General features: G+C 62.4%; 10 protein-coding genes and 1 rRNA gene. 10 read left to right on the top strand and 1 reads right to left on the bottom strand.

Annotated features, from left to right (window positions below):
- Positions 1-2 precede the first annotated feature (2 nt).
- The 10 genes from BLT65_RS39105 to BLT65_RS39150 all read left to right on the top strand — a co-directional run bounded on the left by BLT65_RS39105 (position 3) and on the right by BLT65_RS39150 (position 12,135).
- The gene (locus tag BLT65_RS39105) at positions 3-1,613 is read left to right on the top strand and encodes a TolC family protein (protein ID WP_091788650.1); all 1,611 of its coding nucleotides are present in this window, start codon (positions 3-5) and stop codon (positions 1,611-1,613) included.
- Positions 1,594-2,370 carry an efflux RND transporter periplasmic adaptor subunit gene (locus BLT65_RS39110; RefSeq protein ID WP_091788653.1) on the top strand — a complete coding sequence of 259 codons (777 nt, stop codon included), beginning with the start codon at positions 1,594-1,596 and terminating at the stop codon, positions 2,368-2,370. Before BLT65_RS39105 ends, BLT65_RS39110 begins: the two co-directional genes overlap by 20 nt.
- Complete coding sequence (locus BLT65_RS39115) at positions 2,367-3,707, top strand: efflux RND transporter periplasmic adaptor subunit (protein WP_091788655.1); 1,341 nt, start codon at positions 2,367-2,369, stop codon at positions 3,705-3,707. Before BLT65_RS39110 ends, BLT65_RS39115 begins: the two co-directional genes overlap by 4 nt.
- Complete coding sequence (locus tag BLT65_RS39120) at positions 3,707-5,803, top strand: site-2 protease family protein (RefSeq protein ID WP_091788657.1); 2,097 nt, start codon at positions 3,707-3,709, stop codon at positions 5,801-5,803. The genes BLT65_RS39115 and BLT65_RS39120 overlap by 1 nt, the downstream gene beginning before the upstream one ends.
- Before the next feature lie 73 nt (positions 5,804-5,876).
- The gene (locus BLT65_RS39125; RefSeq protein ID WP_091788660.1) at positions 5,877-7,073 is read left to right on the top strand and encodes a hypothetical protein; all 1,197 of its coding nucleotides are present in this window, start codon (positions 5,877-5,879) and stop codon (positions 7,071-7,073) included.
- Positions 7,074-7,150: 77 nt separating this feature from the next.
- The gene (locus tag BLT65_RS39130; RefSeq protein WP_091788662.1) at positions 7,151-7,960 is read left to right on the top strand and encodes a bestrophin-like domain; all 810 of its coding nucleotides are present in this window, start codon (positions 7,151-7,153) and stop codon (positions 7,958-7,960) included.
- Positions 7,957-8,352: a hypothetical protein gene (locus BLT65_RS39135; RefSeq protein ID WP_091788664.1), complete on the top strand. Its 396-nt coding sequence runs from the start codon at positions 7,957-7,959 to the stop codon at positions 8,350-8,352. The genes BLT65_RS39130 and BLT65_RS39135 overlap by 4 nt, the downstream gene beginning before the upstream one ends.
- Positions 8,353-8,505: 153 nt before the next feature.
- Positions 8,506-9,795 carry an LssY C-terminal domain-containing protein gene (locus tag BLT65_RS39140; RefSeq protein WP_091788667.1) on the top strand — a complete coding sequence of 430 codons (1,290 nt, stop codon included), beginning with the start codon at positions 8,506-8,508 and terminating at the stop codon, positions 9,793-9,795.
- Entirely contained in the window at positions 9,792-11,045 is a 1,254-nt protein-coding gene (locus BLT65_RS39145) for an LssY C-terminal domain-containing protein (RefSeq protein WP_091788670.1), read from the top strand. Before BLT65_RS39140 ends, BLT65_RS39145 begins: the two co-directional genes overlap by 4 nt.
- Positions 11,032-12,135, top strand: a complete 1,104-nt coding sequence (locus BLT65_RS39150) for a lipase family protein (protein ID WP_091788672.1) — start codon at positions 11,032-11,034, stop codon at positions 12,133-12,135. Before BLT65_RS39145 ends, BLT65_RS39150 begins: the two co-directional genes overlap by 14 nt.
- Positions 12,136-12,316: 181 nt before the next feature.
- On the opposite strand, the gene rrf is transcribed toward BLT65_RS39150, so the two are convergent.
- A 5S ribosomal RNA gene (gene rrf / locus BLT65_RS39155) occupies positions 12,317-12,430 on the bottom strand.
- Between the last annotated feature and the right edge of the window lie 129 nt (positions 12,431-12,559).

Here is a 12,559-nt window from a genome sequence, read left to right on the forward strand (position 1 = left end):
TTATGCAGAAACACCAGGCGCAGGTCCTGAGTGCCACGGTCGCATGCACAATGCTGATGCTGTCAGGCTGCTCGTCGCTTCAACCACGGCCGACGACCCGCGAAGATGTCCGCCAGCGCGTCGTCGACGATCAGGTCGCGATATACAGCGCGCAGGAACCCGTCACGGGGCCGATCACCTTCTACGAAGCGGCGGCGCGCGCACTCAAGTACAACCTCGACTACCGGCTCAAGTTGCTGGAAAGCGCGCTGGCATCGAATATCAGGGATGTCTCCACCAACGAACTGCTGCCACAACTGGTCGCGGCGGCCGGTTACACCACCCGCAGCAACGATTCCGGCGGCGAGTCGATCGGCATTGTGGATCGTCAGGTCAGCTTGCGGCCATCGACTTCCGAAGAGCGCTATCACAAACTGGCCAGCCTCGGCGCAAGCTGGAATCTGCTCGACTTCGGCGTAGCGTATTACCGCACGCAACAGAAAGCCGACCAGATTCTCATGGCGGAGGAGCGGCGCCGCAAAGTTGCGCAGAACGTGCTGCAAGATGTGCGTAACGCGTACTGGCGCGCGCTCGCCGCTCAACGCCTCAAACCTGAAGTCGACCAGCTGCTTTCTCGCACGTATGTCGCGTTGCGCGCGGCACGCCAGGCGGAAGATCAGGGTCTGCTGCCGAGGCAAGACATACTCGCCTACCAGCGAGCGCTGCTCGACGCCGTTTCGCTGCTCACGGTGCGTCGGCAGGATCTCGAGTTTGCCCAGGCCGAGCTTTCGGCGCTGATGTCGCTGCCGCCCGGCACGCCACTGGTGCTCGCCGATACGGAAGAAGGCTCGCTTCCCGCCGTGGTGACGCCCGAGCCGCAACTCGAACAGATCGCGTTGCAGAACCGGCCGGAAATCATGGAGGAGTGGTATCGGAAACGGGTCAACGAGAACGATCTGAACATCGCCAAGGCGCAGCTCTGGCCCAACATCGGGATCGACGCGAGCCTTCAGTACGACTCGAATGAGTTTCTGTACAACAACTACTGGTCGCAACTCGGCATACGCGTGTCGATCAATCTTTTCCGCCTGTTGCAGTTGCCCGCATTGAACGATCAGGCCGAATCGCAGCGCAAAACCGACGACATGCGGCGGCTTGCGCTGTCGATGGCCATTCTCACGCAAGTGCGGATCGGGACGCTGCGCTACCAGTTGTCGCTTCAGGAACTGGACTTCGCCAACGACAGCCTGAGGGTGGATCGCAGCCTGCTCGACTACGCTCGCGCGGCGCATACGACATCGTTTGGCTCGGAACTGGAGGTCATTCGCGCCGAAGGCCGTTATCTGCTGTCCCGGTATCAGCGCGAGGCCGCCTATTCCGATGCACAGGCCGCGTGGGGACGTCTGTTCAACTCGATCGGCTTTGACGTGATGCCCGACGCCATTGCGAAAGACGACATCAAGACGCTGGCGCAGGAGATCGAAAAAACCGTCATCGCGCAGCAGAAACGCGAGCAGGAGTTACCCGCTCCGTCTCCGTCCGATCAGGCGCAGCCGCCACCGCAGTCCGCTCAACCAGCGCCTGCTCCGCAGCTCGCTTCGCCGGGAGGTGGCAATGCGCCGGTATCTCATTGAACACGCGCAGGTGCTGCTCGCTGTCGCGTTGATCCTCACGCTGACGAATGGCCATGCCGCCAAACCCGCAGGCACAGGTGACGGCTTCGACGACCCCAACGCGATTCGTGTTCTGCTCGCGCCTAACCTGGAGACCACGCTATCGAGCCAGATGAACGGCACCATTACTGATCTGCGCGCGACGCTCGGCAAACAGGTCGCCCGCAACGCGGTGCTCGCGCAACTGGATTGCGCCGAAGTCCAGGCGCGCGCCAACGTCGCCAAAGCGGAATTGAGCATGGCGCGCCAGAACCTCAACGCGAAGCGCAGCCTGCGCGCACTGAATGCGGCGGGCGATATCGAAGTGGCGATGTCAGCCACCGAGGTCGAAAAAGCGCAGGGCGCGCTGTCGCTCGCCAATGCGCAACTCGGCTATTGCCGCGTGATCGCGCCTTTTAGCGGACGGGTCGCCAAGGTCTATGTGAAGCCGTATCAGACGGTGAGCGCCGGGACACCGGTGCTAGACCTCGTCGGCGACGGTGCGCTCAAGGTCCGCCTCAACGTCCCCTCTTCGTTGATGGTCAAGCTGAAACAGGGCGCGCGAATCGACATCACGATTCACGAAACGGGTAAAACGTATCCGGCACACGTCAGCGCGGTCAACGCGCGAGTGGACGCCGTCGCCCAGACTGTCGAACTCGAAGCGCAACTCGATAGCGAACATCCCGAACTGGTTGCGGGCATGAGCGGTATCGCACGGTTTCCGGCGGCGCAATGAACGAGCCGCTTCCTCATCCGCAGTTGCTGCTGTACCTGGATGCGTTGCGCGATCGCGCACTGGCTGCCGATTCGCTGAACTCGCTCGCGTTCACGATCGCCAACGATCTGCACCCGCTGCTGAACTTTCGGCAGGCACTGGTTTTTGCGGAGCATGGCAAGCGGTTTGAACTCTTGTGCATTTCGGGTCTTGCGAAGCCCACGGAGGACTCGCCTTACCTCGTATGGCTGCAGCGCGCGAGCAAATGGGTGGCATCGCAACTGCACGGGGCCGAGCCGCAGTGGCTCGCGCGCGATGCGCTCGAGCCACCGCCCGATATCGCGGACGGCTGGGCCGAGTGGTGGCCGCAGGGCGTCTGGTGTGTGACGTTTCGCGAGCACGGCGGCAAGCGGCTGGGCATGCTGCTGATCCTGCTGGACGAGCGCCCACCCGACACAATCCCGCCGATGGTGCGCGGCGTCGTGTTGACCTGGAGCTATTGCTGGGCTGCCCTGCTTCGCCAGCGGCGGCATTGGCGCTGGCGGCCCACGCGACGGCAGACCGTGGGCGCCTTGCTGCTCGTCGCGATGCTGCTGCTGATTCCCGTTCGTCAAACCGTGCTGGCACCTGCCGAGATCGTATCGAGCGACGCCCGGATCATCAGTTCACCGATCGACGGCGTGATCGAACGGATCGCGGTGCGCCCAAACCAGGCCGTCAGCGTCGGCACGTTGCTGTTCACGCTGAACGAGACCTCGCTGAAAAGCCGGGTCGAAGTGTTGAGCAAGCAGGTTGCCGTCGCCGATGCGGAACTGATGGCGGCGAGCCAGCGCGCTTTCGACAATCCACAGAGCAAAAACGAACTGACCGTGCTCGGCAGCGTGGCCGAGCAACGGCGCGCGGAACTTGCCGCCGTCACCGCGCAACTCAAGCGCACGCAGGTGTTCGCGCCGGAAGCGGGCGTCGCCGTATTCGGCGATCCGAACGACTGGATCGGCAAGCCCGTCGTCACGGGCGAGCGGATTCTGCAGCTTGCCGACCCATCGAAGCCTGCGATGTCGATCCAGCTCGCAGTCGCCGATGCGATCGCACTCGAACCTGGCGCGGAAGTCACGCTCTATCTGACTGCGTATCCGCTTGATCCGCTGCACGGCCGCATTCTCGAAACCAGCTACCAGGCGAAAGCCAGCGAAGACGGCATCGTCGCTTACCGGCTGCTGGCGAGCATCGACGGCAAGCGCGATCAGGCGCGTCTCGGTCTGCACGGCACGGCCAAGCTGTACGGCAAGCAGGTGAGCCTCGCCTATTACCTGACGCGCCGGCCGCTATCTTCGCTTCGCGCCTGGACGGGACTGTGATGCCATTCGATCCCGATCAGCCAGCGCCCGCGCTGCGCGAAGACCTTCGGCTGGGTGAAGCGGCCAACGGCCGGGACGGCGAGCCATGCTGGATGATTCAGGACATGGTGGTCAACCGTTTCTACCGGATTGGCTGGCTGGAGTTCGAATGCCTGATCCGCTGGGACAGATCGCCCGCGCAGATCTGCGCGGAGATCGGCGAACAGACTGCGTTGCACCCTGACATCGAGCAGATTCTCGATTTTCGACGCTTTCTCGAACGGCACCAGTTGCTCAAGCCGACACCCGAGTCGCTTGCGCGCCTGCAGCACAGCGAAGGGAGCGGCGGCTGGCTGACATGGCGCTGGTGGCTGCATCACTACCTGTTCTTTCGCATTCCGCTGTTGCGTCCGCAATTGATGCTCGCGCGTCTGGCGAAACGGCTGGGCTGGCTCTTCACACCCGTTACGCCGATCGTCGTCGTGTTGCTCAGCGCACTCGGCATCGTGCTCGTGCTGCAGCAATGGGACACGTTCTCGACGGATGTGGTCGAGTCGTTTTCGGCGGAAGGGTTGCTGAGTTTTGCGATTGCACTCGTCGTCGCCAAAACGCTGCATGAACTCGCGCATGCACTCGTGGCAACGCGGCTCGGCCTGCGCGTCGCGCATATGGGCATCGCATTCGTCGTGTTATGGCCGATGCTTTACACCGATACGGGCGAAAGCTGGAAGCTGCGCAGTTCGCGCCAGCGGCTCGCCATCGCCTCGGCGGGCATTTTGTGCGAACTCTCGCTCGCGGGTCTCGCGACCCTGGGCTGGTCGCTGACCGATCCCGGACCGTTGCGCAATGCGCTGCTCTATCTCGCGACCACCAGTTGGGTGCTCTCGCTCGGGCTGAACGCGAGCCCCTTCATGCGCTTCGACGGCTACTTCATTCTTTCCGATCTGCTCGACTTCCCCAACCTGCATCAACGTGCATCGGCGCTGGCGCGCGTCAGCATCCGCCGCGCGCTGCTGGGCTTCGATGAAGACTGGCCCGAGCCTTTCCGCGCTTCGCAGCGGCGCATGCTGGTCGCCTTCGAGTTCGTGACGTGGCTCTATCGGCTGGTGCTGTTTCTTGGCATCGCGGTGACGGTGTATCTGTTCTTCTTCAAGCTGCTTGGCGCATTCCTGTTCGTCGTCGAGGTGACGTGGTTCATCCTGATGCCGGTTGGACGTGAATTGCGCTACTGGTGGGTGAACCGCAGCCGGATTCGGCCAGGCAGAAAGTTGCTGTTCGGCGTGCTGGCCGCAAGCTTCGTTTTGCTGATCGCGTTGCCGTGGCGCACGCAGATTCACGCCGAGGGCGTGGCGCGCACCGAACGCCAGTTGCGTGTGTTCGTGCCGTTTCCCGCGCGCATCCAGACGATCCATCGCGTCGGTCAGGTGCAGGCCGATGACACGCTGATGATCATGGACGAGCCCGACATCGCCACGCACATGAGCGCAAGCGAAGCGGGCATTCGTGGTTACGAAGCGCGGCTCTCCGGGTTGATTGCGGATGCGGGCGGTCTCGACCAGCAGGCGGCCATACGCGAGCGCCTGCGGGTTCAGTACGAGGAGGCAAAGGCGGCGCGCTCGGAGATCGCGCGGCTGATTCTGCACGCTCCATTCGCCGGCAAGTGGATGGATGTCAATCCCGAATGGCGGCCAGGGCAATGGATGAGCCCGAAGGAGCCGGTGGGCGTGCTGGTCGATCCGAGCCGCTGGCAGGTCGATGCGTATGTCCGGCAGGACGACGTGCAGCGTCTTGCGCCCGGTGACGACGCGCGCTTCTATCCGGCCGGACAGGCCGCGCCTGTCAAAGGCCACGTGGTCGCTATCGACACGACCCGTACACGGCAGCTCGCCCATCCGATGCTCGCGTCGCGCTACAAGGGCCCCGTGGTGGTGTCGGCGGATCGCGACACGTTGACGCCCACCCCCCCCGTGTTTCACGTGCTCGTGCAACTCGACAGCGCGCCACCCGCGCTATGGGAAACGCGTGGGCAGCTACAGATCGACGGCAATCGACGCAGCCTGTTGATCGAGGGCGGAACGCACCTGATCGCCGCGTTGGTCAAAGAGAGTGGATTCTGATGACAACAAGCGCTTCGCGACCTTGGGGCGCGGGCGCGGATGCTGATGCACGCTCAACATCGGGGAGCAGCACATGGCCGTTTATGACGAGAGCAGTATTGGCGACGCCCCTGACCTGTCGCTGGTGCGCGACGACGTTGGATTCCGCATTCAACGCCGCCTCGGCCTGATTCCAGCGGAGGGCATGGGGACCGCCCGGCGCGCGATCATCTTCGCGGCGATCAGCTGGCTGCCGCTGGCGATATGGGCCATCGTCACGGGCCGCGCATCGTGGCAAGCGAGCGGCGACGATGCGCTGCTCGCGCACTTCGGCATTCACGTGCGCTGCCTGGTCGCGATTCCGCTATTGGTGATCGCCGAAGGCGTCGCGCAGACATCCATTCCGGCGTTCTTGCGTTATTTCGTCGAAGCGGGTCTCGTGCCCGCCGACAAACTTCCGTCGTTCAGAGCCTTGATCGCCAGCGTCATGCGGCTCAGGAACCGCACGCTGCCGTGGATATTGATCTTCGGAGCCGTGGTTGCGTGGGCGACGGCGGGCGCTGTCTTCAGTCAGTTCGAGGACATGTCGTGGTCGGGCGCGAGCGGCAGCGCAAACGCTGAGATGACCTTCGGCGCGTGGTGGTTCGTGCTGGTGATCCGGCCGCTGTTCACTGCCCTGCTCCTCGCGTGGCTCTGGCGAGCGTGCCTCGTGTTCGTGCTGCTGCTGAAGATCGCGAGGTTCCCGCTGTCACTCGTTCCGACCCACCCCGATCGCGTTGCCGGACTCGGCTTCGTCGAGCGCCTCACGTATATCTTCAGTCCCGTCGCCTTTGCGGTTTCGGCTGTCGCGGCAGCGTCGTTCGCACATGAGGTCGTCTATCACGGTGTGAGCGCGATGGATATCAAAGGCGTACTGATCGCCACGGCGTTACTGGTTTCGGTTGTTTTTCTCGCGCCTTTTGCACCGCTCGTGCTTACCCTTCAAAAGGTCAAGCGGCAGGCAATCCTGGATTACGGCAGCGTCGTCGGGCGGCATGGCAGGCTGGTGCATCGGCGCTGGATACTTGGTGAAGAGATCGGTTCGCCGGGGATTCTCGATGCCCCCGAACTCGGTCCCGTCGCCGATGTGCAAACTATGTTCGACGCGGTCAAGCACATGCGGACTTTTCCAGTCAGCAAAGTCGGGTTGATCGCTATAGCCGCGCCTGCCGTTGTCCCGCTGCTACTCGTCTGCGCGTTGCAGATGCCGATACAAGGCATTCTGCTCAAGGTGCTCAAGACCTTGATCTAATGCAGGCGCTGAAACGGTAGGCGCCCACATGAACTGGCTTTTCCCCATAACCGGCCCAACCTCCCGAGGAGCGAGGAATGGAACTGCTCACAACCCATCCGCTGGTGTTCTTTGCCTTTTCGTTCGTGCTGATGTCGCTGGCCGCGTGGATCGGCGCTTCTGTCCTGCGACGCTACAGGCCGCTCGACGACGAGCTTCGCGAAGACTTCAGCGTCGTCAAGTCTGCGACGCTGACGCTGCTTGCGCTGGTGATCGGCTTCAGCCTGTCGATGGCGGTCGGCCGGTACGACCAGCGCAAGAACTACGAAGAGGAAGAAGCCAACGCGATCGGCACGGAATTCATCCGGGCAGATCTATTGCCCGGCCCCAATGCCGCCAACGTGCGCTCGCTGCTGAGGAATTATGTGGACCAGCGCATCCTGTTTTACAAGGCGCGCAACGAGCACGAGCTTGTCGAAATCGACGCGACGACGACTCGTCTGGAGACCGAGCTATGGGCCGCCGTGAAGACGGCTGCGCTCGCACAGCCGAACCCTGTCACCGCGCTTGCCGTCGCCGGCATGAACGACGTGATCAACACTCAGGGGTACACGCAGGCCGCATGGTGGAACCGGATTCCTCGCGCCGCGTGGTCACTGATGATCATGATCGGGATGTTCTGCAACCTGCTCGTCGGTTATGGCTCACGCAGCGCGAGGCCTGAACCGCGACTGCTGGTGATCATGCCATTGGTGGTATCGCTGTCGTTCATGCTGATCGCGGACATCGACAGTCCGCGCTACGGAATCATCCGCGTCGCGCCGCAGAATCTGATCAGTGTCGCGCTGTCGATTCCAAGCAGTGACGCGACGCTGAACGATCGCGGCAAACTGGGAGAACTGAAATGAAAGAGATCATTCTCGCTACCGTGGTGCTACTGCTGACAGGGTGCCTTGCGGCACCGCCCGAACCCGTTGTGTCCATTCCCACTCCCGTTTGCAAAGGCGAAAAGCAATGCGACGTGATGTGGTCCGCAGCGCAGGACTGGGTGTCGCGTGTCGGGAGAATGCAGGTTGCCCACATCATGCCCGATTCGATCGTCACGTTTCCGGGCGTAGTGACGGACAGGACGACCATGAGCGGCACCGTTGTCAAACGTCCGCTTGCCGACGGCTCGTACGAGCTTCTCGCAACATTCGCATGTGTCGATCGACAATTGCCGTGCGCGAAGCTCGAACATAGCGGCGTGAATCTGTTCAATACGATGGTGACTGCCGCCGGTGAGGGACTGGATCACTGAGTATTGCTTTGCGGCAAAGTTGCAGTCTTGTCACCTATGTGGCTGGCAATCCATGCAACGCACTATAATTTTCTTGCGTTTCGGAAGGCAGGCCCGAAACCGCCAAGGACGGTAATTCAAATCTACGCTGACGCGCAGTGGTGAGGTGCTCCAATGAAGCGCATCGTGCTGCAAGTGCTAACGATGGTTTTCGCGGCCTGCCTGATACCTGGCTGCGCCGAAACCCCTTCCACGACCGCTGAACCCCATTACCAGAACCGCGCTGTCTCACGCGCCGACGGCGACCTGCGTGTGTCGACAGCGGTACTTTCATCGGATGAAAGCAGGGCTCTGTACGACGCTGAACTCGCCAAAAAGAAAATTCAGCCCGTGTGGATTGAAGTCGAGAATAACGACCGTCGCAGCTATTTCCTGATGAGTCCTGGACTCGATCCCAACTTCTTTCCGCCTTCAGAAGCAGCAGAAGCGTTCGACCGTGACGCGACGCAGCAACAGCGCAGCGCACGCGACCAGCGCTTTACCGCGCTCGCTTTCCGCAACCCGGTTCTGCCCGGGCAGACGGCATCCGGCTTCGTGCTGACCAACCTCAGCGAGGGCGCGAAACTGGTCGAAGTGGACCTCGTCGCGAGCGGGCGGGCGCAGACGTTCTCGATCCTCACCGTCGTGCCCGGGTTCCAGGCCGACTACAAGACAAGCAACGTTTTCAAGCGCGCGGCTGACCCGGACGTTGCTGTCGTCGACTATACGGATGACGAGGCCTTCCGCTCGGCGCTCGAAGCCTTGCCATGCTGCGTGACCAACAAGGACGGTTCGAAGAATGGCGACCCCATCAACCTGGTGATCGTGGGCGGTCTGGACGACGCCTTTCCCGCGCTGGTGCGGCGCGGCTGGAGTCCGACCGAGCAGAAGTGGACGGGGGCGATCTGGAAGATGGTGACGTCCGCGCTCTCCGGCGAACCCTACGTCAACGCGCCCGTGAGCGATCTCTATCTGTTCGGCCGCGCACAGGATCTCGCGCTGCAAAAAGCGCGTGACACCATCCACCAGCGCAACCATTTGCGACTCTGGCTCGCCGCGATGCGCTACCACGGCAAACCCGTGTGGGTGGGCCAGATCAGCCGCGACATTGGCGTGCGCCTCACTTTTCATTCGCCGACGCTCACGACCCACAAGATCGACCCTGACGTGGATGAGGCGCGCACCGCCCTGACGGAAGACATGGCCTATTCGCAGAGCCTCGTGAAGCTCGGACTCGTCGCGGGTGTGGGCGCCGCGCCGCAGAGCGCGCCGCGCGAAAACCTGACAACCGATCCGTACTACACGGACGGCTACCGCCAGGTGCTCGTATTCGACCATGCGCCGAGATCGCTTGCGGAGATCGAACTATTCCCCTGGGTCACGGATGACGCGTTCAGAGGGACATCGGCCGGAGAGAAGCGATGAGCGTCGTGCGCCCCTTACGTCGTGCGTTGAAGTGTGTGGTGTTCACGGCGAGCCTCGTGCTTGCAATCGTGGGCTGTTCGACATGGCAGGCCCCGCCGCATGCCGACGACGGGCCATTGCGCACGCGCGCCGTGAGCGCCACCAGCCGCAATGTGCGCGTGAGCGCAGCCGTGCTGGGCAGTGAAGACAGTGTGCGCATGTTCGGTGTCGATATCGAGAAAACGCATGTGCAGTCTGTCTGGGTCGAAGTGCAGAATGGGACGTCGCAGGCGCTATGGCTGCTGCGCTCGGGTACGGATCCGGACTACTTCTCGCCGCATGAAGTCGCGTGGCCGTTTCATACACTGCTCGGCGGCGCAACGAATACGCAGATCGACGACTACTTCAGCAACCTCGGCTTCAAAAACCCAATACCGCCAGGAGAGACGCGCAGCGGCATTCTGTTCACGAACCCGGATCGCCGGACCAAGCTCGTCAATATCGATCTGTTCGGTAGTCAAACACTGATCCCGTTCACGCTCTTTGCGCCCGTGCCAGGCGGCACGTCAGTACCGCAATACGATCAGCTTTCCTTCGCGTATCCCGAGACTGCGATCACCGACTGCCCGGATCTCGCGTCGCTGCGGGCCGCATTGGAACGCCTGCCATGCTGCGCCACCAACGTGGATGGCACCGTCAATGCCGATCCGCTGAACGCGGTCCTGATCGGCCAGCTTACCGACATCGGGGCGGCGATGGTTCGGCGCAACTATCGGCGCGACTTGCGCGGGTCCGACGCCGCTCAGAGAGTCTTCGGGCGGGAACCTGACGCCGTCGGGCGCAAGCAGGCGCAGGGAGGCGCGCCCGCCACATGGATACGCGCATGGCTCACGCCGATCCGCTTTCAGGGACAACCGGTCTATGTCGCGCAAGTCGGCCGCCCTGTTGGCGGACGCTTTGTACCGCGCGGCGACGCACACCTCATCCTGCACGGCAATGTCGACGAAGCGCGCAACTTCCTGATCCAGGATTTGATGTACTCGGGTGGTCTCGACAAGCTCGGTTTCGTGTACGGTGTCGGCGAAGCGACGAAGACGCAGCCGCGAGCAACGCTCGACAACGCGACCTACTACACGGATGGTTTGCGTGCAGTGATGTTCTTTGCGACGCGGCCGCTCAGCTTCTCGGATGTGCAGCTTATCGACTGGGTGCCGTATCTTGAGCAGCGCGAGGCGATCCAACGCAAGGAAACGGGCGATGCATCCAAATAACCTGACCTGCGCTCGCCCGGCAGCGGCCATGATGGTTGCATGCGTCGCCCTCCTGCTCAGTGCATGCGCGACGAAGCCGCTCCTCCCGTACTCGGCCGATACACCTCCGTTGATACTCGTTCCGGCATCGCAGGCCGGCGTGCGAGACGAGCGTGGGCACTTCCGCGAGATCTATTGCGCCGTACTCGAAGCGCACGGCTCCGCACTGCCTGACTACCGGCCTTGTGACGACGCTCTGACGCGCGTAGGTGCTGAGCCGCCCGGTACCGGTAAGCCGGTCGATCTGAAGCCGTCGCAACGGCGCCTCCTCGCTGCTGTCGTATCAGGGATCGGGTACGACTGCTTCAGACCCTGGCTGAATACGCAAGGAACGGTCGTCGCGAACCTGCGCCAATCCGGCTATGACGGAATGCTGATCGATGTCGATGCGCTGTCGGGTTCGGCGAATAACGCGCGGCAGATCCGTGATGCCATCATGGCCATGCCGCCGCCTGAAGGCGCGCCACGCGTCGTGCTGATCGGCTATTCGAAGGGTGCGCCCGATATTCTTGAAGCGGTCGTGGCCTATCCGGAGATCCGCAGTCGCGTGGCGGCTGTCGTCAGCGCAGCGGGCGCGATAGGCGGGTCGCCGCTTGCTAACGACGCGGACCAGTATCAGGCCGATCTGATGAGGCACTTCCCTGGGGCGACATGCACGGCGGGCGATGGAGGCGCAGTACAGAGTCTGCGGCCCGCCGCGCGCAAGGCGTGGCTCGCGCAGCATCCGCTTCCGGGCGAGATGCGCTACTACTCACTAGTGACGTTCCCGCAGCCGGAACGCATCTCGTCGATTCTGAAATCGAGCTATGACAAGCTCGCACGTGTCGATTCACGTAACGATAGCCAGGTCATTTTCTACGATCAGGTAATACCCGGAAGTACCCTTCTTGGATATGTGAACGCCGATCACTGGGCGCTCGCCGTGCCCATTGCCCGGACGCATCCCACCATCGGCTCGTTGTTCGTCACGCAAAATGCCTATCCGCGTGAGGCGCTGACGGAGGCGATTCTGCGGTTCGTTGAAGAGGATCTGATGAGGTCCTCGAAGTGAATGAAGACGTCACCATCGTTCGTCGGCTGCGACGAATTCGGGTTTGGTAGAGGGAACCTGAGGGATATCGCGACGTCGGCCATTGCAGCCCGGCCACGCTGTCGTGGCACGACGTTAAAACGTGTGCCCCACAAACGCCAAGACCCCGCTTTTGAGGGCGGGGTCTTGGTTTGCATAAGGAGCCTGACGATTACCTACTTTCACACGGGCAATCCGCACTATCATCGGCGTGGAGTCGTTTCACGGTCCTGTTCGGGATGGGAAGGGGTGGTACCGACTCGCTATGGTCATCAGGCATGACGGGTTGCTGCGTCGCATTTGGGGTGCGCCACAGCCAATCTGGAAGAAGCGTAAAGAGGGTATGGGTTGTGTTGTTTCTGGCACAACACCGATCTCAACCTGTGTGTCTGCTGGAGACCCTGCG

This window comes from Paraburkholderia steynii (assembly GCF_900100565.1).
Taxonomy (GTDB): Bacteria; Pseudomonadota; Gammaproteobacteria; order Burkholderiales; family Burkholderiaceae; genus Paraburkholderia; species Paraburkholderia terrae.

Bases quoted from the DNA above. Each gene is read 5' to 3' on its own strand.
- BLT65_RS39145 (WP_091788670.1), top strand. From the start codon at position 9,792: ATGAGCGTCGTGCGCCCCTTACGTCGTGCGTTGAAGTGTGTGGTGTTC.
- BLT65_RS39140 (WP_091788667.1), top strand. From the start codon at position 8,506: ATGAAGCGCATCGTGCTGCAAGTGCTAACGATGGTTTTCGCGGCCTGC.
- BLT65_RS39125 (WP_091788660.1), top strand. From the start codon at position 5,877: ATGGCCGTTTATGACGAGAGCAGTATTGGCGACGCCCCTGACCTGTCG.
- BLT65_RS39150 (WP_091788672.1), top strand. From the start codon at position 11,032: ATGCATCCAAATAACCTGACCTGCGCTCGCCCGGCAGCGGCCATGATG.
- BLT65_RS39120 (WP_091788657.1), top strand. From the start codon at position 3,707: ATGCCATTCGATCCCGATCAGCCAGCGCCCGCGCTGCGCGAAGACCTT.
- BLT65_RS39130 (WP_091788662.1), top strand. From the start codon at position 7,151: ATGGAACTGCTCACAACCCATCCGCTGGTGTTCTTTGCCTTTTCGTTC.
- BLT65_RS39110 (WP_091788653.1), top strand. From the start codon at position 1,594: ATGCGCCGGTATCTCATTGAACACGCGCAGGTGCTGCTCGCTGTCGCG.
- BLT65_RS39135 (WP_091788664.1), top strand. From the start codon at position 7,957: ATGAAAGAGATCATTCTCGCTACCGTGGTGCTACTGCTGACAGGGTGC.
- BLT65_RS39115 (WP_091788655.1), top strand. From the start codon at position 2,367: ATGAACGAGCCGCTTCCTCATCCGCAGTTGCTGCTGTACCTGGATGCG.
- BLT65_RS39105 (WP_091788650.1), top strand. From the start codon at position 3: ATGCAGAAACACCAGGCGCAGGTCCTGAGTGCCACGGTCGCATGCACA.